This is a genomic window from Undibacterium sp. Di27W, from assembly GCF_049340345.1.
Classification (GTDB): domain Bacteria; phylum Pseudomonadota; class Gammaproteobacteria; order Burkholderiales; family Burkholderiaceae_D; genus Undibacterium.
Genome location: NZ_JBMPOS010000008.1, coordinates 185,707 through 211,973, shown reverse-complemented (window position 1 = coordinate 211,973; position 26,267 = coordinate 185,707). Strand labels below are relative to the sequence as shown.

The window sequence follows — 26,267 nt, the reverse complement described above, 5'->3', positions numbered from 1 at the left end:
TGTTCGCATGTGTTGAAAATGCCTGACATATTCATCCTCTACGCAGAGGGCTTAGCAAAGATGCGCTATTTCAAGCAAATTGGACATGCCGCGTTGATTGCAGGATTTCAAAAGTAGCAAATGCCACTACTCCAAATTTCGTACACGCCACCATCCCACGGCTGGCTTGCGCTGACACTTACTCTTGATGGCAAAGTTCTTGAAATCGATGCCTCAGATATTCCAAATAATCCTGTCCAGGAATTGATTACTGCCCTTGAAGATATTGTACGCGGCCAGGATTCGTCGGTATGGTGGAATCTTGAGCCAGCCGGATATTTTATGTACTTTGAGCGTGCTGCGGAAAACCTCAAGCTCAGAATAGAATATGCTGATGACGGCATGCCTGGCCATGCAAAAGAAGTTGCCGTCATTCAGGGTAGGCCTGCCCAGATCTTGAAACCCTTTTGGAGATTCCTGCGCGAGTTTCAATCGCAGGCCTTTGCTGAACCCCACTGGCCTCTGGTAGATTATCAGCGTCTTCATCAAATCAAGTTATTGCTTGATGCTAAAACTACAGACTAGGCTGCAGTGTTGATGTGCCTGAGTTTCTATCAGGCAGATAGAGCCTATCTGCCTGATAGAGTCCGGAAAATCGGGGTGCAGTTTCTATTTTTCATTTGTTTTGCCGGTTTTATCCAAAAATATGACGCATGCATATACACATGCGCAGACTCATGCAGGATAATCAGCATGACATTTGAAGGAAAGCAAGATCATGAACATGCATGCACAGGATGACGAAAACTGGGAAGAAAGACTGGCTGCTTTGTGGGCAGAATTTGATGCAACCGAAGCGCAAACCTTCATCTCCCGTATCGACAGCCTGGTTGCAGAGCTGCCACCCTATACTGCGGTCGGCCTGTTCGAGCGGGGTGGTGCGCGTGATTCTTGCGGTTTTCCTGAACTCGCGATTCCTCTTTATAAAGCCGCACTGGAAAATGGTCTGACAGGCTTGCGCCGTCGCCGCGCGACTATACAAATGGCCAGCTCCATCCGTGCCCTGGGCGACCCGCAAACTGCGGCTGATTTATTATTCGTCGAGATGCAGCAAGGCAGCGACGAGCTGGACGCAGCCCTGCGCGGTTTCCTGGCCCTGGCGCTGGCTGACCTTGGGCGGGAGCGCGAGGCACTTGCCATTAGCCTGACGGCATTGTCTGGCTATTTGCCACGTTATAATCGTTCACTGGCCAGGTATGCGCAGGGGCTGGTAGAGAAAGTGGTTGATGAATAAATGTACCCTACAAATTTATCCAGTGTAGACCAGAGAGTAGGTGCGATTAGCATCGCGTAATCGCACGCATGTGATGCTTGCTAATTAAAATCAGGCGGCCAAACCAGGTGAAAAAATGCTGCTTATCTTTTAAGCGGGCAGCATTTTTTGTTATGCATCGTGTTTTGCGAGTCGATCGAGGTCATATTGCAGGCTTTAATCCTGACAAATATGCGCGTGGTGAACATGCGTGCGATTACGCGATGCTAATCGCACCTACGAAACATCAACTGGCTTGCCAGCCTTCACAAGGGAAACATCTGCTCAGCCACTTGCTCCCAGCTATCCCGCGGCCCACTAGCTGGTACTTGCTGCATGCAGAATGTGACATCAGAATCTGGCCTGATCAGCATATAGGCGGTCAACTGGCGTTGCAGTTCTGCTGTACTGATATCCTCAATACCACCGTAGGCTTGCAGCAAAGCTTTAAGCAGCAAAGGATGGCCTTGTGCCATGAAGATCATGGGTGTCAGGATTTCCAGGCGGTCGCTGTTGCCGACGATGGCATCACCAAAGTCGAGCAAGCCGCTTAACTTCCACAGACCCTGTTCCTGCTTTGCCATCAAGTTCCAAGGGTGTATATCCATATGGATGAAACGCAATTCATCTGCCCTGGCAAAATCGCCTGCTTGCTCCAGATATGGCATGACCTGGGCCAGCAGAACCTCGGGCATTTTCCTGCGCTGGTGCCTGGCCATGCAATCAGCAATCAGCTTCTGTATATAGTCAGGCCAGTTGACCTTGATGGCAATGTCAGAATCAAACTCCACGCTGCCCAGTTCGCGCATGAGCTGGCCAGTCTGCAGCATGATGGCGAGTTTTTCTTCCAGCGCCAGAGAGGGCCATATGTCAGCCAGCAAAGTGCCATGCAAACGGCTGCTGATGATGAATACCCAGCCGTCAATCTCGCCGCTACCCAGCAGCCTTGGTGTCTGCAATGATAGCTTGCCCTCAAGCAGTGGCGTCACCAGAATTTCTTTATCACCCTGACGCCGCCAGTTGGGTGGCACCAGTTTGACGATCACTTCATCACCGAGGCTGAACAAGGCATTTGCCCCCAGAGGGATTTTCTCCCAGTTGCCATCTGGCAGATCAAATGTCTGTTGCAGATAGTCCAGTACTGGCATCCAGGCTGGCAAGGGCGTCTGTGCGATATAGTCATTGCACGTCGGATTGTCCAGATTTTGTGGCAGGCAGTTGAGGCTAATGGTCATGAGGATGTATAGAGAAAATAAGCAAAAAATATGGGGACCATCAAGGTCCCGCATACGAGCACAGGAGTGCTATTAAACCATCAAGGCAAACGCGCATTATCCTGCTTGAGCTTGAACACTTCCACACCTATCGCATAACCGAAAAATCCTTTATCCGTAGGCAGCAGGCGTATCTTGTTGACGGCGCGGCCCATGGGCACGTGTTTCCAGGTCTGGCCGCCATCGGTGGTTTGGTAGCCGCCATCGATGGCGCCTACCCAGCCGGTCTTGGCATCGATGAAGCCTACGCCAAATTCCCTGACCTTGATGTCGTTGACCAGGGGGATTTCTTTCCAGCTCAGGCCGCCATCTTCAGTCTTGGCGACATAGCGCTGGCTGGTGGCAGGATCTGGGTTATAGCTCTGTATCGTCACATAGCCAGTGTCGCGGGTAGGGAAGCTGGCTTTCCAGGTAATTTCATTGGGGCGGCTGGATTCGTAGACAGTTTTCCAGGTGGCACCACCGTCCCTGGTCATGATGATGCGGGCGTGCGATTTCTCGGTTTCGCTGCTGGAAGCACCGATGACAAAACCGGTATTAGCATCAAAGAATTTGACGTCAAGTATCATGCCTGTGTACGGCGTCATGTCTATGCTTTTCCAGCTATTGCCACCATCCAAAGAGCGCAGCAAGGTAGCAGGGCCTCCAACGCGGCCACCTGCATGGATGACGGTTTTTTCTGCTCCGCCAGATTTGTCATGCAAGATGTCTATGCCACACAAGCCCTTGATGCTGATACCTTCCATGCCTCTGGCGACTTGCCAGGTGGCACCGCCATCGCGGGTTTCATACAGCGGCGTGGTATCGGTGACGCCTGGGTAGTAATCCGTCCCTATATTACCCGCATAGCCGTGCATGGCATCGACAAAGCCCACAGTGCGAAAGAAGGTGCCGGGTTTGGATAATTGTTCCTGCCAGTTCTGGCCACCATCGCTGGTCTTGTAAATCTTGCCGCCGCCATTGACATACCAGCCCAGGTCCGGCTGGACAAAGTAAATGTCATCCTGCTTGCCCTTGTAGGCAACGGTATTGAGTTTGCTCCATGCCGCATCGGTACTCAACTGGTAGCGCGGTGTGCTGGTCTGCGGGGCCGTACTGCATGCCGCCAGGCCCATGCATAGCAAGCCGCTGAGTATAGTTGCTGTTGTTGCCGTCCAGATTTTTTGTGGTTTGGTTTTCATTTTTATTCTTGATGGAAATGTTGAAAACGTTTGGACTGGGCTGGCTGGCGGAAGTTTCTTGAACTGTTTAGTGCCGCACGAGGATAATTGAATTATGTAATCCACGGTAACAGTCACTTCTCTACAAAGTGTCGTAGTTGATCAATAAATGCACGAATTTTATCGCAAGAATCCTCCTTTGCCAGAAGACTCATGAGCTTATAATCTTTCAGAATGTCGGGATTTTTGATACAAAAAATGGCTTCAATCGCCTGCAGACAATTTACTTCGTTAGGACTGGTTCCAATATGTTTTTCTAATAAATCGGCGATTTCATTTCTGGAAATTTGAGATTTTCGTAGCTTTTTCAAAATTGGATTTGTCATAGAAAATCCAATCTTTATGATGAATATTTAGGATTGCAGTCATCCAGATCATCTGTCCATTCCGATACGGCCACATCAGGTAAATCCGGAAAGACATCCCGTTCCCAGGTCCACGCCTTATTGTGTTCGAGACTGGTAACAATTTCAGAAAGTAATAGTAAACATCCAAAACCATTCTCGACGATGCAACGTGAACTTACTGTTTCAAGAGTTGTTGCAAGCGCAAGAAAGAATTTCCGTGCCTGGTTGGCGTCCCTATAATGCAGAAGGATTTTAGATTTGCATTGCAAAAGCAACTTTTTGTAATTTTCTGATGGGCGTTCCCATTGACTTAATTCTTCAATCTCGCCACGGTCATTTCCTTGATACTCGATGAGTACATAAGATGGACCTCTGCCACGTTGTGCAGAGAACTCACAAGGAAAATCATCGGGAAGGCAATCAATTTCCAGTGACAGGTTCTTGACCAAATTTGCAATAATCCGATCTTTATCTACACTCAGTGGGAAAAAGACGGTTATCTGTTTAGCTGCCAATTTAACTCCTTGTTTCAGCAATTATTGGAATTACCAGGCAGTACATTGTCAGACTGTTCTTAACTCAAACGCCTGTGCCTGACCAGTACCTGTTCCTGCGCCTTGAAGTGGGCAGCGAGTTTTTCCACCATGTAGACAGAGCGATGCTGGCCGCCGGTGCAGCCTATGGCGACGGTCAGGTAGCTGCGGTTGTCGCGTTTGAAGGCGGGTAGCCATTTGCTGATGAACTGGTGGATGTCGCTATACATCTCGTCCACTATGGCTTGTTCTTTGAGGAACTGGATGACGGGTTCGTCGCGGCCGGTCAGCGGGCGCAGCACGGGGTCGTAATGGGGGTTGGGCAGCATGCGTACGTCGAAGACATAGTCGGCATCCAGCGGCACGCCTATCTTGAAGGCGAAGGATTCAAACATCAGCGTCAGCGGGGTATAGCCTATCTGTATGACATCCTTGACCCAGGCGCGCAGTTTGTTGGCGGACAAGTCGCTGGTATCGATGACATGGGCCACGACTTGTATGCCTGAGAGGATTTCGCGTTCTTCCTGTATGCATTCGGTCAGGCTGAGTCTGTCGCCGGGTTCTTTATCGAGGCCCAGGCGGTGTGACAGTGGGTGGCTGCGGCGGGTTTCTGAAAAACGCGCGACCAGGGATTCTGTGCTGGCGGTCAGGAACAAGACTTTGACATTGTGGCCCTGGTCACGCAGGGTCTGGATGGAGTCGGGCAAGCCTGTCAATAAATTGGCGCTGCGGGTATCGATGGCGATGGCGGCCGAGGGTATGCCTTCGCGTGTCAGGGTATTGATGAGCTCGGCCAGCAGGCTGGGCGGCAAATTGTCGACGCAATAATAACCGGCATCTTCAACCACATTCAGAGCTACCGATTTGCCAGAGCCGGAGATACCGGAGATAAGCAGGATTTCCATAGCGGATACCGTTGTGGGTAATTACAGCAATTAGTCGTGGACAATCAAATCAGTTAGTCACCGTTTTCCATGGCGCGTCGTTGCCGCTCCATGAAATCTTCCAGCGTATTAATGCCACGTAATTGTAATATGGTATTGCGTACCGCTGCTTCCAGCAAGACCGCAATATTGCGGCCAGCAGCCACCGGGATGACGACTTTTCTGATCGGCAAACCCAGCACTTCTTCGGTTTGCGAATCGATGGGCAGGCGCTCGTAGTTTTCTTCCAGGGTGCTACGGCGCACCAGGTGCACGATGAGTTTCAGGCGCATCTTGCGGCGTACTGCAGTTTCACCAAAGATGGTCTTGATATCGAGCAAGCCCAGGCCGCGCACTTCCAGCAGGTTTTGCAGCAATTCGTGGCAACGGCCTTCTATCATATTGGGGGCGATGCGCGAAAATTCGACGGCATCATCGGCCACCAGGCCATGGCTGCGGGAAATCAATTCCAGTCCCAGCTCGCTTTTGCCCAGGCCAGATTCACCAGTGATTAGTACACCCACACCCAGCACGTCCATGAAGACGCCATGCATGGTGATTTTTTGCGCGAGTTTTTTCGACAGATACACGCGCAGATAATCAATGACTTGCGCTGATGGATAAGGCGTGGAAAACAGCGGGATATTATTATCGTCGCAAGTCGTCAAAAATGCCGGTGGCGATTCCAGGCCTTGCGCCACGATCAGGGCAGGCGGCGCACCAGCGACGAGTTCACGCATGAGGTTATTGCGTGAGGCATTCGACAGGCGGTTGTAATACGAGAGTTCCTGGTGGCCCAGCACTTGTATGCGGCCAGGGTGGATCAGGTTCAAATGCCCGACCTGATCGGCAGAGGAAGCTGCATCGCCCGTGATTTGCTTGTCCGCGCCAGCAAAACCGGCAAACCAGCCCAGTTGCATGGTGTCGCGGTTATCGTCGTAGATTTTTTGTACCGTGAGTTCTGTCAATGATGGCATGGCTATATGGGCTGAATCTGACGATATGCTACTGGGTGGCTGGGAGGGATAACTAGGCGAGTCTGGTGGCCATGCGCATGCATGGCTGCCTCAGACCTTCAATCAGGCATTGCCAGGCAAATTGGGGCGCCATGCCATGATTTTTTCATAAATTGCCGCCGCACTGGCTTCTGTGTTGAGGCTATCGCGGAAAGTTTCATTGGACAGCATCTCGGCCACTTCAGACAGGATTTCGAGATGCTGTTGCGTGACATTGTCAGGCATGAGCAAGAAAATCAGCAGGCTGACCGGCTGGCTGTCGGGTGATTCAAAAGGAATCGCCTCTTTGAGCCTGACAAGGGCAGCAATCGGGGCTTTCAAGCCCTTGATGCGGCCATGCGGAATGGCCACGCCGTGGCCCAGCCCGGTAGAGCCCAGGCGTTCACGGGCAAACAGGTTATCGGAGACAACTGAGCGCGCTATGCTGCAATTATTTTCGAATAACAGCCCGGCCTGTTCAAATGCTCTTTTTTTGCTGGAGACTTCCAGATCCAGCAGTACGTTGTTGAGAGGCAGGATTTTTGCAATATTCGTCATGGTGCAAGATCGTTTTACAGCGAAATGGTGCGATGCACAAAATTAGGTTTTGACAAATTATAGGCTTCTTTTGGGCGCTATGCGCAAAACTTGACAACACTTTTAACGAACGTTGTCTCTTAGTAATTTTTCAAATTTATCAACTGGCAGTGGCTGGCTGAAATAAAAGCCCTGCATTTCCTGGCAACCAGAGTCGGCCAGGAAGAACATCTGATCGGCTTTTTCCACGCCTTCTGCAGTGACACTCATGCCCAGCGCCTTGGCCATGGCGATGATGGCATGCGTCAATACCACGGAATCCTGGTTCTCTGGTATCTCGCGAATAAAGGAGCGATCTATCTTGAGATTGTCGATAGGGAAGCGTTGCAAATAAGATAAAGATGAGAAACCTGTCCCAAAATCGTCGAGCGAAATACTGATACCGAGTTTCTTGATGGCAGCAAATACCGGCAGCAGCAAGTCGACGTCACCCATCAGCAAGCCTTCGGTGATCTCCAGTTGCAGGGCAGAGGGGGGCAAGCCTACTTCCTGCAAGACTTGTTCTATGTATTTTGGCAAGCCAGGGTCCTGGAATTGCTTGGGCGAGATATTCACGCTGATCACCAGGTCGGGCGAATACTGTTCGCGCCATAACTGGGTTTGCAGGCAAGCCTGGCGCAAAATCCAGCGGCCCAGCGGCAGGATGAGGCCAATTTCTTCCGAGATGGGGATGAATTCATTCGGTGGTACCAGGCCGACGTCCGGCATTTGCCAGCGTATCAGCGCTTCGGCCCCCACCACGCATGAGGTGCTGAGGCAAATCTTGGGCTGGTAATACACCAGGAATTCATTATCCGTCAGGGCACGGCGCAGATTGGTTTCCAGCGCATAACGGTGCTGGGCACGGACATTCAGCTCAGTGGTGAAGAACTGGTAGTTATTGCGGCCAGATTCCTTGGCATGGTACATGGCGGAATCGGCACAACGCATGAGCGTAGGGCCGTCTTCACCATCATGCGGATAGACGCTGATACCGATAGAGGTGCCCAGATGGTATTCATTGCCATCGATGACAAAGGGATCGCGCATGCGCGCCAGCACGCGTTCTGCCAGGTCCTTGAGTTGCATGGCATCTTCAAAGGCTTCGGCAACGATGACGAATTCGTCACCACCCAGGCGGGCCAGCATATCGCTGGTACGTATGCAAGAACTCAGGCGTGAAGAAACATCGCGCAAGAGCGTATCACCAGCGGCATGACCAGCCGTGTCATTGACGTTTTTAAAACGGTCAAGATCAAGGAACAGCAGGGCCAGGCGGTGTTGGGTACGCTTGGCATTGGCCAGGGCCTTGTTGAGGCGTTGATTGAGTTGATGGCGATTCGGCAAGCCAGTCAGGGCATCATAAGAAGCCATGAAGTGCAATTGCCTTTGTGTCTCGCGCACCTCGGTTGTGTCGGTGAATGAAATCAATACGGCAGAAACACTGGTGCTGCTTTTTTTGCTGATAGGCAGGATATTCACCAGCAGCCAGACGATGGAGCCATCACGTAACTCCACCCCCGTCGATAAATTCAAAATCGGTGCCTTGTTGCGAAATACCAGCGAGACTGGATCATCGCCCATGCGTATCGATTGCCCCTCGTCGCCGAGTATGCTCTTGAAATAACGATGGCGCTTGCCTACGGTGTTGATGTCATCTATCTTCAGGATGCGCTGGGCACTGGGGTTGCAGGTCAGGATCTGGCCGCCTGGGCCTATCATCATGATGCCTTCACTGAGATTGGTGACCACGGAGCGATAGCGTTCTTCGCTTTCCTCCAGGCTTTGCTCCATGTTCTTTTTGTCTATCGCCAGACCGATGAGATCGCAGGCATCCATCATCATGGCTTGCTCATCTTCATTCGGGCTATGTACCTTCTGGTGATACACGTCGACCGTGCCCAGCAGGGTATTGAAGGCGGTCGTAATCGGTAAAGACCAGCAGGAGCGCAAGCCATAACGCAAGGCTGGTTCACGCAAATTCTTCCACAGCGGGCTGACGGCAATATCCTGGACGATGGTGGTGCGCTGGTAGAAAATCGCTGCCGAGGCCGAGCCCGAGCTGGTATCGACCGGCACATTACCCAGCAAGGCGCAAAAGCCGTCGGGTAGCGAAGGGCCAGCCCCAAAACTCAGTTGCTGGGTACTCGCATCAAACAGGGTGATCGCGCATAAGGCACCATTGTCGAGCAGGCGTTCCATGCGGTCACAGACGTCTTCCAGGATATCGGTCAGGGGTTTGTCCAGCGCGATCATCTCGAGGATTTCTTTCTCGTGATGCAGGGCTTCATGAACGCGGCTGGATTTGTAGCGGACTTGATCGATGATGGGAAGGGCGGTGACAGTCGTGTTGTCGCGAGGGTTGAGACGGGAGCTTACTTCGCGCGCCGTCAACAAGATGGCAGTTTGTTCATTAAAACTGAATTGCGTACCCCGGACTTCTATATCAAGCAATTGCCCATCCAGGCGTATGCATTGACAGGTATGCTTGCTTTGCGCTCCCTCTTGCCGCAGTTTTTGCAAGATGGCCCTGGCGCCTTCATGATGTCGCCCATGCAAGAAAGCTTCAGGTTTCAAGCCTATCAATTGCTGGGCGTCACCGGCATGCATGAGTTCTACACCGGCGGGATTGGCATACACCAGACTGTCGTCGATCAGCACATACATCGCGTCCGGGTTATGTTCCAGCAAGGCCATGTGCCAGTCTGAACTGGCGACAGGCTCGCGTGGGCGGGTGCTTGAAAACGGGACCGGAATTATCACGACAACAATCTATAAAACGAATAAGTCTGCTTACTTTACATCAAGCAAGTTCTAAGGACAATGATGGTAATTCGCTAGTATTAAAAACATATGACGCCAGAATAGACGAAAAATCACCAAGGCGCGTTACCACTTTTACCCGTACTACATGCCTTCAGACTTTACTTCAAATCAAAGCGAACAAACAAAAAAAGTACGTCGCCATTACCCTTGTTTTTGGAAAAACGCGGGACATAAGTTGCCATCAGTTTGGTGCTGCGTGTACCTATCGAGGCTATCGGCAAGACGGCGGGAAAGGGGATGCCGCCAAAGTAATCGGTACGGCTGATCATCACGCCCGTCAGGCCACCACCGACTTCAACCGTATCACCCAGGGTCTTTGTCCATTGATAGGCATAGCCAGCCATGGGCTGGGGTTTGAAATGCGAATCCGAAATCATCATTGCATACAGGGATTCTTCATTATCTTCCTTGGTGCGTATGGCTTTGGTAAAGCCCATACCCCAGGTATTTTCATTCAATTCAGCAATTCTTTCCTTGGTGTAAGTACCTCGGCCATGATGAGTATGGCCAGCCACCATCAGCGACAAATCACCTTCATCCAGGATTTTATTAGCCTTGGCTTTGGCACTATCCCACCAGCCCATTTCTTCAGGGGCAGGGGTGGTGGTCGTTTGCGCCTGGGATGCCGCGCAGAACATGAAACTGGAGACGCACAAGGCAGCGCCCAGCGAGAAATTTTTGAATTTCAACATAATATTGCTTACAAATGGATACAAAAAAGAGTGATGGGAAGGGGGCTACGCCGTTTATTGGCGCGCATTCCGGCGGTTATCCGGGCCCTGGCCCGAACTGAAATTGCTGCGCCATGGGTTGATGTCCAGCCCGCCACGACGGGTATACCGTGCATAGACTGACAATTTCTGCGGTTTGCAGTGGCGCATGATGTCGACAAAGATGCGTTCCACACATTGCTCGTGGAATTCATTGTGATCGCGGAAGCCTATCAAATACTGCAACAGGTTTTCCTGGTTGATTTGTGGGCCTACATAATGGATTTGCACGCTACCCCAGTCTGGCTGGCCAGTCACCAGGCAGTTGGACTTCAGCAAATGCGAGATCAGGGTTTCTTCCACTGCCGACTCGTCAAAATTCGCAGTCAGCAGTGCTGGATTAGGGGTGTAGCTATCGACTTCAATATCCAGCCTGTCCAGCAAATGGCCCTGCAGCTCATGCATGGCGAGTTTGTCGAACTGGTCTGGCGTGGTCAGTTTGACTTGTACTGCTGCTCCAAAACCGGCAGACAAATCAGCCTGCAACAGGCTGACCAGGGCATCCGTGCCAGCCAGGCGGGTCTGGTTGAAAGAGTTCAGGTAAAGCTTGAAGGACTTGGATTCTATAATGTTTGGTGAATCTGCCGGTACCGTGACAGCGGCTATCGCCACCTGCGGTTTGCCGCGCATGTTGAGCCAGGAGATTTCATAGGCATTCCAGATATCCACACCAAAGAAAGGCAGGCTGCTGCCCAGGCCCAGCTCTTCCCTTTTCCCTGCGCGGGAGATAGGGAATAGCAGGCTGGCATCGTATTCGGACTTGTAAGTCGCGGGCTTGCCCAGTAAAGAATGCTCAGGCGTATTTGGTGCGGAATCTGTCATGTTGTTTGTAGTAATTAAATTGCCGGGCGGTATCAGCCCAAAAACAATTGATAAACGGGATTCTTGCTTTCATCCCAGTAACGGTAACCCAGGGTTGCCAAAAATTCGCGGAAAGCTTTCATTTCCTTCTTTGGAACCTGTAAACCCACTAAAGTTCTACCGTAATCTGCGCCATGGTTACGATAGTGGAACAAACTGATGTTCCAGTTCGGTGCCATGCTGTTCAGGAAACGGCCCAGAGCACCCGGGCGCTCCGGGAATTCAAAGCGGTACAGCAATTCATCCCTGGCCAGGCTGCTCTTGCCGCCAACCAGATGGCGGATATGCAGTTTCGCCAGCTCATCATGTGTCAGGTCCAGCGTGGCAAAACCATGCTTTTCAAAATTCTTGGCAATTTTGCCAGATTCTTGCTTATCGTGTACTTGTATGCCCACAAAAATATGCGCGGCTTTTTCATCGCTGATGCGGTAATTAAACTCTGTGACATTGCGCGCGCCTATCAGTTCACAAAAACGGCGGAAACTGCCGCGCTCTTCTGGTATGGTCACGGCAAACACCGCTTCACGGGCTTCACCGACTTCGGCACGCTCAGCCACAAAGCGCAGGCGGTCAAAATTCATGTTGGCACCACAGGCGATGGTCACCAGGGCTTCATTCTTCAGCGGTTTCTTGCTGGCCTTGGCGCGTTCTATATAAGCCTTGCAACCGGCTACTGCCAGGGCACCGGCTGGTTCCAGTATGCTGCGGGTGTCCTGGAACACATCCTTGATGGCCGCGCAGACGGCGTCGGTGTCTACCGTAATCACTTCATCGACATACAGCTTTGCCAGGCGGAAAGTTTCTTCACCCACCAGCTTGACGGCTGTACCATCCGAGAACAGGCCCACATCATTCAGGGTCACGCGCTTGCCAGCTTTCAGGCTGCGTGCCATGGCGTCAGAATCCGTCGTCTGCACACCGATGATCTTGATATCCGGGCGCACCGCCTTGACGTAAGCCGCCACACCCGAGATCAGACCACCACCACCGATGGCGACGAAGATTGCATGGATGGGCTCAGCATGCTGGCGCAAAATCTCCATGCCCACCGTACCCTGGCCAGCGATAACGTCCGGATCATCGAAAGGATGGACGAAGGTCAGCTTGCGTTTTTTCTCCAGTTCCAGCGCATGGCCATAGGCGTCGGTATAGGAGTCGCCAAACAGGATGATTTCAACCAGGTCGCCACCATGGGTGCGCACGGCATCAATCTTGACGGGCGGCGTAGTCGTCGGCATGACGATGACGGCCTTGCAGCCTTTCTTGCGGGCACTCAGGGCCACGCCCTGGGCATGGTTACCAGCCGAGGCGCAGATGACGCCGCGTTTGAGTTGTGCAGGCGTCAGATGAGCAATCTTGTTATAAGCACCACGCAACTTGAAGCTGAACACGCTTTGCATGTCTTCGCGTTTAAAGTAAATTCGATTATCCATGCGTGCCGACAGGCTGGTAGCGTATTCCAGCGGGGTTTCAAAGGCGACGTCATAGACGCGCGCTGTCAGGATCTTCTTCAGATAATCGGTGCTCATGGATGTCTTATTTATAGTTAAAAATGGCTGATCTAATCGTGATTTGCTGGTGAACTACTGCTGAACTACCAGTGATCTAGGGCTAATTTGGCCCTAAGTTGCGGCATACTGATTTCAAATTACCGGCGCCATTATAATGTATGCCTTTTACCGACATATCAAACCACGATGATAGAAGCTGCAGTCCATTGGTTATTAAGCGTGCTGGCCCTGCCTGAAATTGGTCTCAGTTCTGTTTTTATCATCAGTTTTATCTCCGCCACCTTGCTGCCCCTGGGCTCGGAACCGGCGGTTTTTGCCGTCATCAAGAGCAACCCCGCGATTTTCTGGCAAGTCATCGTCGTCGCCACCATAGGCAACACCCTGGGCGGAGTGGTCGATTATGGCATGGGCTATGCTGCCAAGCAGGCATTTGACCGCGAGCGTGAAAGTTACTGGTATCGCTGGTTGCAGCATTTTGGTGCCAAGACCATGCTGCTGGCATGGCTGCCTGGCATAGGTGACCCCATTTGTACCCTGGCAGGCTGGTTGCGCATGCCTTTCTGGCCCAGCGTGTTTTATATGGCCGTGGGCAAGTGCCTGCGCTACATCATCATGAGCTGGTTACTATTGAAAGTGCCAGATAGTTTTTGGGCAAAACTGGCCGGCTTCCTGGCTTGATGAGATTGAATTAGCATGGGTAGAGGCAAATATTACGGCTGGTGGCGGCAAGCTGGCGAGGCTATGGAAGCAGCTTTCTATCAAGAAAACTGGGCTGCCCGTATCGCCTATGCCCTGGGGCTGCAAGGCCAGCTCCATCTGGACAGGCGCGACTTTTATCTGCCTTTAGCCAAGGGCTTTACATGCAAACTGGCCTTCATTTCTGACTTGCATGCTGGCCCGTTGACCGATTACCGCCTTATCGAACAAGCCTTTGCCGCGATAGCCGCTTTTGAGCCGGATGTCATCTTGTTTGGCGGCGACTATGTCTCCCTGCATGCCAGGCATATGCAGCATCTGGCTGGGCCACTGGGTTTGCTTGATCCTGCCACCCCCAAGTTTGCCGTCATGGGCAATCACGATCTGTGGCTCGATGATGAGCACATCGCCAATTGCCTGCAGGATGCTGGTGTGCAAGTTCTGGTCAATCAAAACCGGCGTTTGCCTGCGCCCTTCGAGGCGATTTCCATTTGCGGCACGGACGAGCCCGGAGTAGGCATGCCAGATGCAGAGCAGACTTTTGCCGGGGCAGGGGATGTGCGCCTGCTACTCATGCATTCTCCACTGGGCCTCAGGCATGTCGCCCGCCATGATTTTGCTATCGCCTTTTGCGGCCATACCCATGGCGGCCAAATTGCTACTCCAGGCGGCATGCCCCTGGTGCTGCCTCCCGGTTCGGGTGAGCGGCGCTATGCCCAGGGCTTGTTCCCCTTGCCTGGCCAGCGCTTATTGTTGACCAGCCGCGGCATAGGCATGAGCGATTTGCCCATACGCCTGTTTGCCCCATCAGAAGTGCATTTATGTCATTTGCATTCAGTTCATGATGGTATAGAACTGTAATACCCGATCCAATTTGGCAAGTCTTAGATTTTTTTGTCTAAAAATGTTTCTGTTTGCTGGCATGTCATAATGTTTGACTATAATACTTGCCTTGAAGCATAAATATACCTTTATATTTTTAGCATTACAAGTCATCAAAATACCCGCCCCAGCATGCGGCTCAGGCATGCGCATTACAAGGAAATCAAATGCAAGATAGCAAATCAACAAACAAACAACCACGTCGTGGATTTTTGCAAGGCCTGGTCGCTACTGCAGCAGGTGCCACTCTGGCCGCGCCAGCACTGGCCAAACCAGCAGCCGCTGCCGCCAATGTTTACCTGGATGCTGCAAAATGGTCACCGCGTAACCGTGAGTTGGTTACATCCCTGATCGCCAATCATGGCAGCGCCAGCAAAAACTATTCTGCCAAGCGCAAGCCTTATGCCGTGTTTGACTGGGACAATACCAGCATCATGAATGATTGCGAAGAAGCGCTGTTGATGTACCAGATCAACCATCTGGCATTCAAACTGAACCCGACAGAATTCTCTGCCACCATCCGTCAAAACGTACCGGCTGGCAACTTTACTGCCGACTACAAAAATGCCGCAGGCAAGCAGCTCGACCTGGAAAGCATCTGTACAGATCTGGATAGCGACTACGCTTACCTGCACGCCAACTACAAAGGCATGGCTGGTAGCCGCAGCCTGGAAGAAATCATGGAGACAGCACAGTTCCAGGACTTCCGCGCCAAGCTCTACTTCCTGTATGAAGCCGTCAATGACACGCATGGTGTGAATGTCGGTTACCCATGGGTCATCTACTTCTTCGCCAACATGACAGTCGCCGAAGTCAGCGCACTGGCAGAAGCATCCAATGACGCCAACCTGGGCATGAGCCTGACCAAGACCAAGTACACCAGCCCTTCATCCCTGCCTGGTGTGGCCGGTGTCATCACCACAGCCCATTTCCACGGCATACGCCTGTGTACAGAAGTGGCAACATTGATGAACACTTTCCGTCAAAATGGTTTCGACGTGTATGTCAGCACCGCTTCGCTGGAAGATGTGGTTGCCGTATTCGCGACCAATCCAAAATATGGCTACCACGTACAGCGTGAAAACGTTCTGGGCCTGCGCCTGGAACAAAACGGCGATGTCTACAAAAACGCCTACCGTAAAGACTGGCCTTTGAACTGGGGGCCAGGCAAGACCGTCGTCATCAAACGCGAACTGGTCGCCAAAAAAGGCTACGGCCCGGTATTTGTTGCTGGCGACAGCGATGGTGACTACGACATGCTGCGCGATTTCCCGGAAACAGAAATCGGCCTGGTCGTGAACCGCCTCAAAAAAGGCAAGATCGGCGAATTGTCCAAAGCCGCTGCCGACACAGTCAAAGAAGCACATCCTCGCTTTTTGCTGCAAGGCCGTCAGGAATCCACAGGTAACTGGTTGCCAGTAGAAACTACACTGAAATACGGTAAGACTGCGCCTGCTTTGCTGGGCTAATTTTGCTATACGCTGCGGAAAGCAGGATCTTGCTTTCCGCAGTTTATTCCCCTCAGCATACTTCTTGCATATGCTTAGTATGCTGACATGTGTGCCAGCTCCTTAGTAATTGATTTTTCAAATACGATATATATTGTGCGCGCTGTTGCGCAATAATACGCAAGACAAAATCAATGCATTTACACACCCATCCCTGCTGCAGATCGTCTTGAATTCTCCATTTACCTGAGGTGAGTATGAAATTGTCAGGATATTTTCTTTCCCTGCTCATGACTTATTCACTCGCTGCCTATGGCGCATGTAATGACCAATTCATCGATGAGGTAAGACATGGTCTTGGCTATCATGAAGAGCTTTATTACAGAGACAGACTGACTGCTTGTACGCCACACCCTGCAATGCTGGGCGTTAATATAGTTGCGATCGCCCGCCGTCAAAAAGGAACGGAAATCGGTGATAGTGATGTCATGGGAACTTATAGCCTGGATATTTCCCTGGTCAATGATAAAACAGGGAAAACGCTAAAACATCAGTTATTTCCGAAAAAATTGTATTGGGATGGTACAGAGTTTGACGGAATGCGAATTGACACGACTAACTACAATATAGCGACTGGTGTCAGGGCTTTTGGTATTCGGGTAGGGTATAGCACTGCCAGGTTTGCATACGAAGAGCCTTTATCAATATTCATGGTGCGCGGGAGTAAGATTGTGGAAGTACTATCCAATGCAGATATGCTCATTCATTTCGACAGAAGAATCAGGGAGTGCCGGAATGAGGCCAGGGATGCAACACGCACTATTGGCATAAGCTCTGGAAGAACACATGGTTTTTATGACTTGCTGGTCACAGAAGAATTGATTGATACCCATGAGGAACTTATGCAGGATGAAAATTCAGAAAGCAATAGCTGTCAAACCAAGGTGGACAAGAAAGAAATCAAAAAATACTTGTTACGTTTTGATGGGAAAAAATATGTCATTCCTCAAGAAATGACTTCATTTGAGTGTCGTATCTGCTGAAATTTCTCTATACACAATCAACTCACAACCATGCCAGTTTATTGCGTCTGAACTCATGCATGGGCCCTTCACTAAAACTGCTGAATCTGGTGGACCGCAAGGGGCTGGACGTACTGGCTTACACTTTGATAAGTCCTACTTTGAAGGACGTCTGCCCGCTACAAGCCTGGGTATCAAAGACATGATAACAATGATAGAACTGGCAGTATGTATTCCATCCATGTAGGTGCTGTGAGCATCAATTTTGCGTCAGCCGTGATGACGGTAGTACGTCAAATACAAGACCATGACTGGCATGACGAAGAGGGTGTTTATGTGCCTCAAGCCATTACAATCAAGCAAAATGACTCATTTGCTATCCTTAGCAGCGAGGTGGGTTTCATGGGAGAAAAAGGGCCGCATCATGTCAAGGTTTGTGAACCAGCGGTTTATACTGTGCTTGACTTGGCAAAGCAACTGGCAGGCGTGAAGCACAATGAGCATACCCTGGATGAAATATTGCAAATCATGATGCTGACTGACTATCCATGGGGTAAGTTGCTGGCATGTAATTGGAGCAAGCTTGACTATGTCCCTGGTGGAATCAGTTATTACTTACTACCCAATGAACATCCAGCGATCAGCATCGGCAAATTGCAGCTGGATTGGCCGACAGTGGAAGTCATGCCCAGAGATGTTGTTGCTGAGGCAAAAATGAAAAAGCGTAAAAAGGGATAACGCCGAGTTTTTCTGTCTGTCCCGCAGTCTTATTATCAAGTACAAGTCTTACTGAAAAAATAATGAATGAAAAACAAAAAAAGCTATTTTATTGGCAATTGATTTGGATTTTTTTTGGCTTCTTTATTGCTGCAATCGATATTTTTTTATTTCCATTACCCCAAAAATTAATGTCAGTGATTTTCTTTGGGATATGGTTGCGTTATGCCTTGGAAGGTCGGCGTATCAGAAAGCAGTCAAAAATTGAGTCAGGTTTGTTTGAGCCTGATCAGGAATTGACTAAGCCTTTAAGAGTTCACTTAAGTCCCGCCGATTTGCTTGCACTATTCAATGGGATGAAAGATGCAGATGCGGTCAGGAACTGGTTTAGTTCTGAACTTGAATATTTCTATCAAGAATGGCCGCGCAGGCAAGGGCCGTACTTTATTGCCATAAAGAATGCTGAAAAGTCAGTGCATGGGCTAGAACTGGAAAAATATTTAACGCATCTTCAAAGTGCATGGTATGCCCATGAAGACAAAGTATAGCTATTGTTCACGAGTTGATTGATCCTGACTCAGACAAAAAAACGGCGCGATATCCTATTTCATCAGCAAATGACTGCAGTCCTGATACAAGCACGTGTAAAATACGACAAACGATGTAAATCAAATCTCCCTGCCTGACTTTTGTGCAGCTGCATTGCGATGAATTTACAAGCTTAGCCACTTTTGCCTCATTTTTGGCTATTTTTGCCAAATTCCATTCGGAAAATTGCCACAATCACCATTCATTACCGTATAAACTTCAAGGCTGTTGGCGCGTGGTGCATCGCAATAAGTTAGAATGGACTTTTATATATCCGTCCAACCACGTCACTGATGAATGCTCCAGCCCAGATACAGGCCTTGCTCGCAGATGCACCCCAAGGCGCCACACCGACCCGCGTGCGGGAAATTCCTTATAACTATACGTCGTTTTCTGACCGCGAAATCGTCATCCGCCTGTTAGGCGAAGATGCCTGGCAATTGCTGGATCAATTGCGCGGCAAACGCCAGACCGGGCGATCTGCGCGCATGCTGTATGAAGTGCTGGGTGATATCTGGGTCGTGCAGCGCAATCCCTATCTGCAAGACGACATGCTGGATAACCCGCGCCGTCGCCAGGATTTGATTGATGCGCTGAACCACAGGCTGGCCGAAGTCGAGAAGCGCCGCCTGAGCACCGTCAACGATGATGCAGAGCGCAGCAATAGCGTAGAAATTCTGGTGCAGGCCGCCCGTAAGGCAGTGGCGGCATTTTCCAAGGATTTCCGTGACACTTATGATTTGCGCAAGAAAGCCAACAGGCTGCTGGCGCGTTTTACTGCAAAAGACAATATCAAGTTCGATGGCCTGAGCCGTGTATCGCATGTCACTGATGCAACCGACTGGCGTGTGGAATACCCGTTTGTCGTGCTGACGCCAGACACAGAAGATGAAATGGCTGGCCTCGTCAAAAGCTGTATAGAACTGGGCCTGACCATCATCCCGCGTGGCGGTGGCACGGGTTATACCGGCGGCGCTATCCCGCTGACGCCTTTGTCGGCAGTCATCAATACAGAAAAACTCGAACAACTGGGCGAAGTCGAAATGACACGCCTGCCCGGCGTAGACCGCGATTATGCCGTCATCTATTCAGGTGCCGGTGTGGTCACCAAGCGCGTCTCGGATGCTGCTGAAAAAGCCGGTTTTGTATTTGCCGTAGACCCAACTTCGGCCGAAGCCTCATGCATAGGCGGCAATGTCGCCATGAATGCAGGCGGCAAGAAGGCGGTATTGTGGGGCACGGCGCTCGACAACCTGGCTTCATGGCGCATGGTTGATCCTAATGGTGACTGGCTGGAAGTGACAAGGCTTGAGCATAACCTCGGCAAAATCCATGATGTGGAAATCGCCAGGTTCAAGCTCGAATGGACACACCCTGGTGAGAAGCAGCCCTTCAAAACTGAACAACTCGATATCAAGGGCCGCGTCTTCCGCAAAGAAGGTCTGGGCAAGGACGTGACCGACAAATTCCTCGCGGGTTTGCCAGGTGTGCAAAAAGAAGGTTGCGATGGTCTCATTACATCGGCACGCTGGATCTTGCACAAGATGCCCAAGTTTGCCCGCACCGTCTGCCTGGAGTTTTTTGGCCAGGCACGTGATGCGATACCAAGCATTGTTGAAATCAAGGACTACCTCGATAACGAAACCCGCAAGGGCGGCGCGATATTGGCAGGTCTGGAACATCTGGATGAACGCTATCTGCGCGCCGTTGGTTATACGACCAAATCCAAGCGCGGCGTCTTGCCCAAGATGGCCTTGTTCGGCGACATCGTCGGCGATGATGAAAACGCCGTGGCCCAGGCCGCGTCTGAAGTCATACGTATTGCCAATACTCGCGTCGGTGAAGGCTTTGTGGCCGTCAGCCCTGAGGCACGCAAAAAATTCTGGCTGGACCGCGCCAAGACAGCAGCGATTTCCAAACATACCAATGCCTTCAAGATCAATGAAGACGTGGTGATCCCGCTGAACCGCATGGGTGAGTACACCGATGGCATAGAGCGCATCAACATAGAATTATCGATACAAAACAAGCTGGCATTGCTGGATGCCTTGAAAGCTTTCTTCGCCAAGCGCAATCTGCCGCTGGGCAAAAGTGAAGATGCTGCGGGCGATGATATCCCCGCATCAGAATTGCTGGAAGACCGCGTCAATGAAGCCAATGCCTTGCTGCAGGCAGCAGAAGCACGCTGGACTTATCTGCTCAATAATCTCGACAAGCCACTGAGCGAAGCAAAAACGGAATTGCTGGAACTGGGCCTGGACAAGCTGAAATTTGTCTTCGATGAGAGATTAAAAGCACAGCCTGATGTGACCGTGTTTTCCATCGTCCAGGACAGGACAGTGCGTGTATCCTGGAAGACAGAAATCCGTGCGCAACTGCGCCAGATTTTCAGCGGGTCTGCCTTCAAGCTGATACTTGATGAATGTGTGGCCGTGCATAAAAAAGTCTTGCGCAGCCGTGTCTTCGTGGCCCTGCACATGCATGCCGGTGATGGCAATGTACATACCAACTTGCCTGTCAATTCTGACGATTATGAAATGCTGCAAGTGGCGCATCACGCCGTTGCCCGCATCATGGTGCTGGCCCGTTCGCTGAATGGTGTCATCTCCGGCGAGCATGGCATAGGCATCACCAAGCTGGAATTCTTGACTGAAGATGAGATCAAGGATTTCCGCTCGTATAAATTGCGCATCGATCCAGAAGGCCGCTTCAACAAAGGCAAACTGCTGAACCTGCCAGACTTTGCTGCCGACCTGCGCAATGCCTACACGCCTTCGTTTGGCCTGATGGGACATGAGTCGCTGATCATGCAGCAAAGCGATATTGGAGCAATCGCCAATAGCGTCAAGGATTGCCTGCGTTGCGGCAAGTGTAAACCTGTCTGCGCCACCCATGTGCCGCGCGCCAATTTACTGTATTCGCCACGCAATAAAATCCTGGCCACCTCGCTGCTGGTTGAAGCGTTCCTGTACGAAGAGCAGACGCGCCGCGGTATCTCCATCAAGCACTGGGAAGAGTTTGAAGATGTGGCCGACCACTGTACGGTCTGCCATAAATGCGTAACACCCTGTCCGGTCGATATCGACTTTGGTGATGTGTCGATGAACATGCGCAATCTCTTGCGCAAGATGGACAAGAAGTCATTCAACCCCGGTACGGCATCCGCCATGTTCTTCTTGAACGCCAAAGACCCGGCCACCATCAAGGCGGCGCGCCAGGTGATTTTTGGCTGGGGTGTGGCGGCACAGCGCCTCGGTAATACGGTATTGAAAAAGCTCGCCAAAAAGCAGACCAAGGCACCACCGGCCAGCCTGGGCAAGCCTGTCATACGCGAGCAGGTGATCCACTTCATCAACAAGAAAATGCCAGGCAACCTGCCCAAGAAAACGGCGCGTGCCTTGCTGGATATTGAAGATGACAAGATGGTCCCCATCATCCGCAATCCGCAAACCACGACAGCAGATACTGAAGCCGTGTTTTACTTCCCTGGCTGTGGCTCGGAAAGACTATTCTCACAGGTTGGTCTGGCAACCCAGGCTATGCTGTGGAATGTCGGTGTGCAAACCGTGCTGCCACCGGGTTACCTGTGCTGTGGTTACCCACAACGCAGTGCCGGCCAGTTCGACAAGGCCGAGAAGATGATCACAGATAACCGCGTGCTCTTCCATCGCATGGCGAATACCCTGAACTATCTGGATATCAAGACCGTCGTGGTTTCTTGCGGCACCTGTTATGACCAGATACAGGGCTATGAATTCGACAAGATCTTCCCTGGCTGCCGCATCATCGACATCCATGAATTCCTGCTGGAAAAAGATGTCAAGCTGGCCGCAGTGAATGGCACGCGTTATATGTACCACGACCCTTGCCATACACCGATGAAATTGCAAGACCCGCTGAAAACGGTGAATGCGCTGATCACCACGGTTGATGCAGTCAAGATAGAAAAGAATGAACGCTGCTGTGGCGAAGCAGGTACGCTGGCTGTATCGCGACCTGATATCTCTACCCAGATACGTTTCCGCAAGGAGCAGGAAATGAACAAGGGCGCAGACAAACTGCGCGCCGATGGCTTTACTGGTGACGTCAAGATACTGACATCCTGCCCAGCCTGTCTGCAAGGTTTGACGCGCTACGATGAAGATTCTGGCACGACTGCCGACTACATCGTCGTCGAAATGGCCAAACATATTCTGGGGCCAGACTGGATGCCGGAATATGTCGCCAAAGCCAATAACGGTGGTATAGAAAGGGTGCTGGTGTAATGACAGTCGTTTGTGAATTATGTGATGCCAGTGCTGGCGATATCCTCGTCAGCACGGACCAGTTACGCGTCATCCTCGTCGATGACGCCAACTACCCCGGCTTTTGCCGCGTCATCTGGAATACGCATGTGAAGGAAATGACGGACTTGTCCACAGAGGATAGAAACGTTTTCATGCAAGCCGTCTGGAAGCTCGAAGCGGCCATACGGTTAGTCATGCAGCCGCACAAGATGAACGTCGCCAGCCTGGGTAATATGGTGCCGCATCTGCACTGGCATCTGATACCGCGGTATACCGATGATGCGCATTTCCCTAACCCCATCTGGGCGGCTGCGCATGGCAATGCTGACCAAGCGGCATTGAACGCACGCCGCAACTTGTTGCCGCAATTAAGGCAAACCATTATTTCGAATTTCGCATCATGAGCATAGGCAATCCACAACCAACATCCCTGAATGCCCGCACCCAATCGCGTGTGCTTGAAGTCGCTTTTGATGATGGCAAGGAGTTTTCTCTGCCGTTTGAATTACTGCGCGTGTCTTCACCCTCTGCCGAAGTACGTGGTCATGGGCCGGGGCAAGAGACGCTGCAAACCGGCAAGCGCGATGTTGGCATTGTTGGCATAGAGCCAGTCGGCAATTATGCAATCAAGCCCATTTTTTCTGATCAGCATAGCTCGGGGATTTTTACCTGGGATTATCTGTATTGGCTGGGTGAAAACCAGGCGCAGGTCTGGCAGGAATATCTGGAGAAATTGCAGGCGGCGGGGTTTGCGGGGGAGACGGGGCGGGATGCACCCATGCCAGTGAAGGGTGGTGGGAGTTGTGGGACTAAGCATTGAGTGAGCGTCTATCTCAGATCTCAATTCTCAGATTTCACGTCTCTGGTGTAGACCAGCACCGCGATCTTTTGATAAGCCGTACACACATTAACGTCATTCCAGCGTGCTTTTAGCTGGAATCTAGCGGCGTTCGCAGTATGTCGTGTAGTTTATTAATATCAGAATCGTGAGATTTTGTGAGCTGATTTTATGATGATCGCATTCGTTAATTTACGATTGCACGCCGGGGAAAATTCGTAGGTTGGGCTACGCTTCACCAGCCCAACACTCAGCCTCCGATCAACGTATTCTAAAAAAACGAAACGATATTTCTGAGTTTGCTTTTTAACTACCTGCATACGTTATTTAAGATTGCAGGCCGGGGGTAGCCCGGCAGCTACTCCCTTTTCTTGCTTTCGCCAAGAAAAGGAAGCAAAAGAAGGCGACCCAGGCATCGTCGCCCCCTGAAGGGGGTTCCCGTTTGTGCAGTACAAAAAATGGGAAGATCCGAAACTCGCCTGCGGCTCAAACAGCGGCTCTTCTTTTTCCATTTTCTGTACCGCACAAACGGCGCCGACACATGGGAACTGCAAAATTCAAAAGCAGGCCCAAAGTCAAACCCAACTTCAAAACCGATGCTAATATGCGCGCCGCTTGCGAATGGACTACATGAGTGTTTTGCAGAAATTCTACTGGGATATCTAGAGATTTTTCGTTTATACAGTGAAAAGCCAGCCATTAGCTTGTGTTTTTAAATGAAGATTAACTCAACAATAATTTACAAAATTTCCGCGAATTTTATTAAATACGCCATTTTCTTCTGTTTATACGAAGTCGTGAGAACACAGTGTTCGCTGATAATTGTGGATGTGCTGGCAATCGTGCCAAGCATATTGAAAGGAAGAAAATGCGAATTTTGTCTGCAATCGTAGGGATATTGCTAGTGGCGGCATTGTTATTTAGTGTAGTGCGATATGAGGAGGGCGAGCAATGTAGAGCTGCTGGAGTAGGCGTAATTCCTTGCTTCGGAAATCCAGATCACCGCTGGCAATAGTCAGCATTGAAAAACCCGCTAAGGCGGGTTCTAGGAGTTTATTGCCGATAATATTTTTTGATAATAAATATTCATTTCGGATGGCTGCTCTAGCGAAAAAACCTCTGCATTATGATCTTTTAATAGATTGATTGAGTTGCCAGCGGCAAGGCGTTGGCTACCTGAGACAACAACGTAAGTTCGTGTATCCCCACCTAAGTGCTTCCTTGCCGCAGACAGAATAAGTGTTTTTGCTTGAGCCTCTATCTCTTTTTGTTTTTTACTACTTTCACTTACATCAAAATCGATTGTTTCAGTCACATGTATCGCACCATTCTTTATAGCAAATTCAGCGTATAAACCTTGATTTGCAGCGATAGGAAATTTCTCAATTATCTTATGATTATGAATGTCAGCCAATTTTTTACTCAGCCAATTCATTTCTTGAAATTTTCGCCTTAATTTTGTTTTTAGACGACTTTGTGGAATTTTGTTCTTTTCAGTAAAAGTTGGAGTACTCGGAGGCATGATCAAATCATCAATGAGCCAGGTCACTTCTGACGCATATTTTTTATCCGTTTCGGCAGAAAATTGACCAATATAATTATGTAAAAAACAGCCTCTACCAATTCTATTTAGAGCTTGCTGACACTGTTCAAAAGTATTTAAACCTTTAGTTATTTCCTTGATTGTTAATGCAACGCTGGCTAGTCCGTTAGCGGGATATCGAGGATTTAATGCATGCAATTTCCTCTCGTCTGGTAGCATTTGAATATCCCATGCATTGTGATTCCAGATAAGCAATCCCACATTAATAACTTCATGACGCTCAGGATTTGGCAAAAGCTGAATTACACAATATTTTGCTATATTAATCATGGTAAGTACTTTCCAACCTCAATGCCGCGGTCAATTCTATCTTGACTTTTCCACCAGTCTGCCAAGGTGTCCCTTTCTGCTTGGTCCATCCACTCTATTGGCATTGTTTGAAAAATAGAGTCCATCAATGTATTTGGTAACTGAGTCCAATTTTTAATGATAGATTCTGCGTCATTTTTTAAGAATGGATAATTCATCGACCATGTTGTAAACGATCTACAGGTATTTGTGTTTGAGTCCATTGGCAGTGGAGGGGGTGGCCACCCTTCGAAATTCAATGCTCGACTGAAATCAATAAGTCTTAGCAAAATTTCGCCCTCTACATCCTGGTATAAGTAATTATTTAAATGGCGATCCCCGTTTTGAGTGGCAAAATCAAAACTCAATGCTTTACTAAAAATATGAGGATTTGCCACTATTGTATACCCTACTGTTGGATCAACTGTGCCACCTTCCCAGCGCGAACCGAACAGTATGTCATCGCGTCCTTCAATAGTTACAGGCGCACAGTCTGCAACAGGCAAGCCACAAGCATTAGCAAGATGTGTACATATCCACTCGCGTGCTGGCAACTTTGGTTGAGATTTTGCGCTTTTGCAAAGATATGGAAATCCAGTATTTGCACAGTAAGCAATGCAATCTGCATCCGCTGTATTGGGTGCCGGCTTTGTTCGAACACAATGTATGGGGGCAAGGTTGAGTTGCATTTGAGTGAATAAATTGCACTAAAACGGTTTACTTTAAAAGCCGAAGATATATTAAATATAATACATCATTTACTAGGTTCTGC

General features: G+C 50.2%; 24 protein-coding genes. 11 read left to right on the top strand and 13 right to left on the bottom strand.

What is annotated here, in order from left to right; genetic code table 11:
* The first annotated feature begins 120 nt into the window (after positions 1–120).
* Positions 121–564 (top strand): hypothetical protein, encoded by a 444-nt coding sequence (locus tag ACO0LF_RS17580; RefSeq protein ID WP_423016245.1) that lies wholly within the window; start codon positions 121–123, stop codon positions 562–564.
* 193 nt (positions 565–757) lie between these two features.
* Positions 758–1,273, top strand: a complete 516-nt coding sequence (locus ACO0LF_RS17575; protein WP_423016243.1) for a tetratricopeptide repeat protein — start codon at positions 758–760, stop codon at positions 1,271–1,273.
* A 284-nt stretch (positions 1,274–1,557) separates the two neighbouring features.
* Here ACO0LF_RS17575 and ACO0LF_RS17570 read toward each other — a convergent pair whose 3' ends face one another.
* From ACO0LF_RS17570 to ilvA, 11 genes are all read right to left on the bottom strand, one after another.
* The gene (locus ACO0LF_RS17570; protein ID WP_423016241.1) at positions 1,558–2,526 is read right to left on the bottom strand and encodes an aminoglycoside phosphotransferase family protein; all 969 of its coding nucleotides are present in this window, start codon (positions 2,524–2,526) and stop codon (positions 1,558–1,560) included.
* 80 nt (positions 2,527–2,606) lie between these two features.
* A complete protein-coding gene (locus tag ACO0LF_RS17565) occupies positions 2,607–3,746 on the bottom strand; it encodes a WD40/YVTN/BNR-like repeat-containing protein (protein WP_423016239.1) in 1,140 nt (379 codons plus the stop codon).
* 113 nt (positions 3,747–3,859) lie between these two features.
* Positions 3,860–4,111: a hypothetical protein gene (locus ACO0LF_RS17560; protein WP_423016237.1), complete on the bottom strand. Its 252-nt coding sequence runs from the start codon at positions 4,109–4,111 to the stop codon at positions 3,860–3,862.
* A gap of 14 nt (positions 4,112–4,125) precedes the next feature.
* Positions 4,126–4,647 (bottom strand): hypothetical protein, encoded by a 522-nt coding sequence (locus tag ACO0LF_RS17555; RefSeq protein WP_423016235.1) that lies wholly within the window; start codon positions 4,645–4,647, stop codon positions 4,126–4,128.
* Positions 4,648–4,706: 59 nt separating this feature from the next.
* Positions 4,707–5,570 (bottom strand): RNase adapter RapZ, encoded by an 864-nt coding sequence (gene rapZ / locus ACO0LF_RS17550; protein WP_423016233.1) that lies wholly within the window; start codon positions 5,568–5,570, stop codon positions 4,707–4,709.
* A gap of 53 nt (positions 5,571–5,623) precedes the next feature.
* Positions 5,624–6,565, bottom strand: coding sequence for an HPr(Ser) kinase/phosphatase (hprK, locus tag ACO0LF_RS17545; protein WP_422954109.1), 942 nt, complete (start codon positions 6,563–6,565; stop codon positions 5,624–5,626).
* Between the two features lie 102 nt (positions 6,566–6,667).
* A complete protein-coding gene (locus ACO0LF_RS17540) occupies positions 6,668–7,141 on the bottom strand; it encodes a PTS sugar transporter subunit IIA (RefSeq protein ID WP_423006232.1) in 474 nt (157 codons plus the stop codon).
* Between the two features lie 102 nt (positions 7,142–7,243).
* Positions 7,244–9,922 carry a sensor domain-containing phosphodiesterase gene (locus ACO0LF_RS17535; protein ID WP_423016231.1) on the bottom strand — a complete coding sequence of 893 codons (2,679 nt, stop codon included), beginning with the start codon at positions 9,920–9,922 and terminating at the stop codon, positions 7,244–7,246.
* A 161-nt stretch (positions 9,923–10,083) separates the two neighbouring features.
* The gene (locus ACO0LF_RS17530) at positions 10,084–10,677 is read right to left on the bottom strand and encodes a hypothetical protein (protein ID WP_423016229.1); all 594 of its coding nucleotides are present in this window, start codon (positions 10,675–10,677) and stop codon (positions 10,084–10,086) included.
* A 54-nt stretch (positions 10,678–10,731) separates the two neighbouring features.
* Positions 10,732–11,577, bottom strand: coding sequence for an NADPH-dependent 7-cyano-7-deazaguanine reductase QueF (gene queF / locus ACO0LF_RS17525; protein WP_423006238.1), 846 nt, complete (start codon positions 11,575–11,577; stop codon positions 10,732–10,734).
* A gap of 32 nt (positions 11,578–11,609) precedes the next feature.
* Positions 11,610–13,160 (bottom strand): threonine ammonia-lyase, biosynthetic, encoded by a 1,551-nt coding sequence (gene ilvA, locus ACO0LF_RS17520; protein ID WP_423016401.1) that lies wholly within the window; start codon positions 13,158–13,160, stop codon positions 11,610–11,612.
* 153 nt (positions 13,161–13,313) lie between these two features.
* Between ilvA and ACO0LF_RS17515 the strand changes: the two genes are divergently transcribed.
* The 9 genes from ACO0LF_RS17515 (at position 13,314) to ACO0LF_RS17475 (ending at position 23,586) form a co-directional block, all read left to right on the top strand.
* Positions 13,314–13,805 (top strand): YqaA family protein, encoded by a 492-nt coding sequence (locus tag ACO0LF_RS17515; protein WP_423006240.1) that lies wholly within the window; start codon positions 13,314–13,316, stop codon positions 13,803–13,805.
* A gap of 15 nt (positions 13,806–13,820) precedes the next feature.
* The gene (locus ACO0LF_RS17510) at positions 13,821–14,684 is read left to right on the top strand and encodes a metallophosphoesterase (RefSeq protein WP_423016227.1); all 864 of its coding nucleotides are present in this window, start codon (positions 13,821–13,823) and stop codon (positions 14,682–14,684) included.
* A gap of 188 nt (positions 14,685–14,872) precedes the next feature.
* Positions 14,873–16,174: an HAD family hydrolase gene (locus ACO0LF_RS17505; RefSeq protein WP_423016225.1), complete on the top strand. Its 1,302-nt coding sequence runs from the start codon at positions 14,873–14,875 to the stop codon at positions 16,172–16,174.
* Between the two features lie 236 nt (positions 16,175–16,410).
* Positions 16,411–17,196, top strand: a complete 786-nt coding sequence (locus tag ACO0LF_RS17500; RefSeq protein WP_423016223.1) for a hypothetical protein — start codon at positions 16,411–16,413, stop codon at positions 17,194–17,196.
* Positions 17,197–17,403: 207 nt separating this feature from the next.
* Positions 17,404–17,913 (top strand): hypothetical protein, encoded by a 510-nt coding sequence (locus ACO0LF_RS17495; protein WP_423016221.1) that lies wholly within the window; start codon positions 17,404–17,406, stop codon positions 17,911–17,913.
* Between the two features lie 62 nt (positions 17,914–17,975).
* Complete coding sequence (locus tag ACO0LF_RS17490; RefSeq protein WP_423016219.1) at positions 17,976–18,440, top strand: hypothetical protein; 465 nt, start codon at positions 17,976–17,978, stop codon at positions 18,438–18,440.
* Between the two features lie 333 nt (positions 18,441–18,773).
* Positions 18,774–22,745 carry a DUF3683 domain-containing protein gene (locus ACO0LF_RS17485; RefSeq protein ID WP_423016217.1) on the top strand — a complete coding sequence of 1,324 codons (3,972 nt, stop codon included), beginning with the start codon at positions 18,774–18,776 and terminating at the stop codon, positions 22,743–22,745.
* The gene (locus ACO0LF_RS17480) at positions 22,745–23,170 is read left to right on the top strand and encodes an HIT family protein (RefSeq protein WP_423016215.1); all 426 of its coding nucleotides are present in this window, start codon (positions 22,745–22,747) and stop codon (positions 23,168–23,170) included. The genes ACO0LF_RS17485 and ACO0LF_RS17480 overlap by 1 nt, the downstream gene beginning before the upstream one ends.
* Positions 23,167–23,586 carry a gamma-butyrobetaine hydroxylase-like domain-containing protein gene (locus tag ACO0LF_RS17475; RefSeq protein ID WP_162039753.1) on the top strand — a complete coding sequence of 140 codons (420 nt, stop codon included), beginning with the start codon at positions 23,167–23,169 and terminating at the stop codon, positions 23,584–23,586. Before ACO0LF_RS17480 ends, ACO0LF_RS17475 begins: the two co-directional genes overlap by 4 nt.
* A gap of 1,063 nt (positions 23,587–24,649) precedes the next feature.
* On the opposite strand, the gene ACO0LF_RS17470 is transcribed toward ACO0LF_RS17475, so the two are convergent.
* Both ACO0LF_RS17470 and ACO0LF_RS17465 read right to left on the bottom strand, forming a co-directional pair.
* A complete protein-coding gene (locus ACO0LF_RS17470) occupies positions 24,650–25,477 on the bottom strand; it encodes a DUF3037 domain-containing protein (protein WP_423016213.1) in 828 nt (275 codons plus the stop codon).
* A complete protein-coding gene (locus ACO0LF_RS17465) occupies positions 25,474–26,184 on the bottom strand; it encodes a hypothetical protein (protein WP_423016211.1) in 711 nt (236 codons plus the stop codon). The genes ACO0LF_RS17470 and ACO0LF_RS17465 overlap by 4 nt, the downstream gene beginning before the upstream one ends.
* Between the last annotated feature and the right edge of the window lie 83 nt (positions 26,185–26,267).

What these genes read in the sequence shown, in the direction of transcription:
- ACO0LF_RS17465 (WP_423016211.1), bottom strand. Translation starts at nt 26,184, where the DNA reads ATGCAACTCAACCTTGCCCCCATACATTGTGTTCGAACAAAGCCGGCA.
- ACO0LF_RS17495 (WP_423016221.1), top strand. Translation starts at nt 17,404, where the DNA reads ATGTATTCCATCCATGTAGGTGCTGTGAGCATCAATTTTGCGTCAGCC.
- queF (WP_423006238.1), bottom strand. Translation starts at nt 11,577, where the DNA reads ATGACAGATTCCGCACCAAATACGCCTGAGCATTCTTTACTGGGCAAG.
- ACO0LF_RS17565 (WP_423016239.1), bottom strand. Translation starts at nt 3,746, where the DNA reads ATGAAAACCAAACCACAAAAAATCTGGACGGCAACAACAGCAACTATA.
- ACO0LF_RS17475 (WP_162039753.1), top strand. Translation starts at nt 23,167, where the DNA reads ATGAGCATAGGCAATCCACAACCAACATCCCTGAATGCCCGCACCCAA.
- ACO0LF_RS17490 (WP_423016219.1), top strand. Translation starts at nt 17,976, where the DNA reads ATGAATGAAAAACAAAAAAAGCTATTTTATTGGCAATTGATTTGGATT.
- ACO0LF_RS17540 (WP_423006232.1), bottom strand. Translation starts at nt 7,141, where the DNA reads ATGACGAATATTGCAAAAATCCTGCCTCTCAACAACGTACTGCTGGAT.
- ACO0LF_RS17515 (WP_423006240.1), top strand. Translation starts at nt 13,314, where the DNA reads ATGATAGAAGCTGCAGTCCATTGGTTATTAAGCGTGCTGGCCCTGCCT.
- ACO0LF_RS17505 (WP_423016225.1), top strand. Translation starts at nt 14,873, where the DNA reads ATGCAAGATAGCAAATCAACAAACAAACAACCACGTCGTGGATTTTTG.
- ACO0LF_RS17580 (WP_423016245.1), top strand. Translation starts at nt 121, where the DNA reads ATGCCACTACTCCAAATTTCGTACACGCCACCATCCCACGGCTGGCTT.
- ACO0LF_RS17570 (WP_423016241.1), bottom strand. Translation starts at nt 2,526, where the DNA reads ATGACCATTAGCCTCAACTGCCTGCCACAAAATCTGGACAATCCGACG.
- ACO0LF_RS17480 (WP_423016215.1), top strand. Translation starts at nt 22,745, where the DNA reads ATGACAGTCGTTTGTGAATTATGTGATGCCAGTGCTGGCGATATCCTC.
- ACO0LF_RS17575 (WP_423016243.1), top strand. Translation starts at nt 758, where the DNA reads ATGAACATGCATGCACAGGATGACGAAAACTGGGAAGAAAGACTGGCT.
- ACO0LF_RS17510 (WP_423016227.1), top strand. Translation starts at nt 13,821, where the DNA reads ATGGGTAGAGGCAAATATTACGGCTGGTGGCGGCAAGCTGGCGAGGCT.
- ACO0LF_RS17530 (WP_423016229.1), bottom strand. Translation starts at nt 10,677, where the DNA reads ATGTTGAAATTCAAAAATTTCTCGCTGGGCGCTGCCTTGTGCGTCTCC.
- ACO0LF_RS17485 (WP_423016217.1), top strand. Translation starts at nt 18,774, where the DNA reads ATGAATGCTCCAGCCCAGATACAGGCCTTGCTCGCAGATGCACCCCAA.
- ACO0LF_RS17500 (WP_423016223.1), top strand. Translation starts at nt 16,411, where the DNA reads ATGAAATTGTCAGGATATTTTCTTTCCCTGCTCATGACTTATTCACTC.
- hprK (WP_422954109.1), bottom strand. Translation starts at nt 6,565, where the DNA reads ATGCCATCATTGACAGAACTCACGGTACAAAAAATCTACGACGATAAC.
- ACO0LF_RS17560 (WP_423016237.1), bottom strand. Translation starts at nt 4,111, where the DNA reads ATGACAAATCCAATTTTGAAAAAGCTACGAAAATCTCAAATTTCCAGA.
- rapZ (WP_423016233.1), bottom strand. Translation starts at nt 5,570, where the DNA reads ATGGAAATCCTGCTTATCTCCGGTATCTCCGGCTCTGGCAAATCGGTA.
- ACO0LF_RS17470 (WP_423016213.1), bottom strand. Translation starts at nt 25,477, where the DNA reads ATGATTAATATAGCAAAATATTGTGTAATTCAGCTTTTGCCAAATCCT.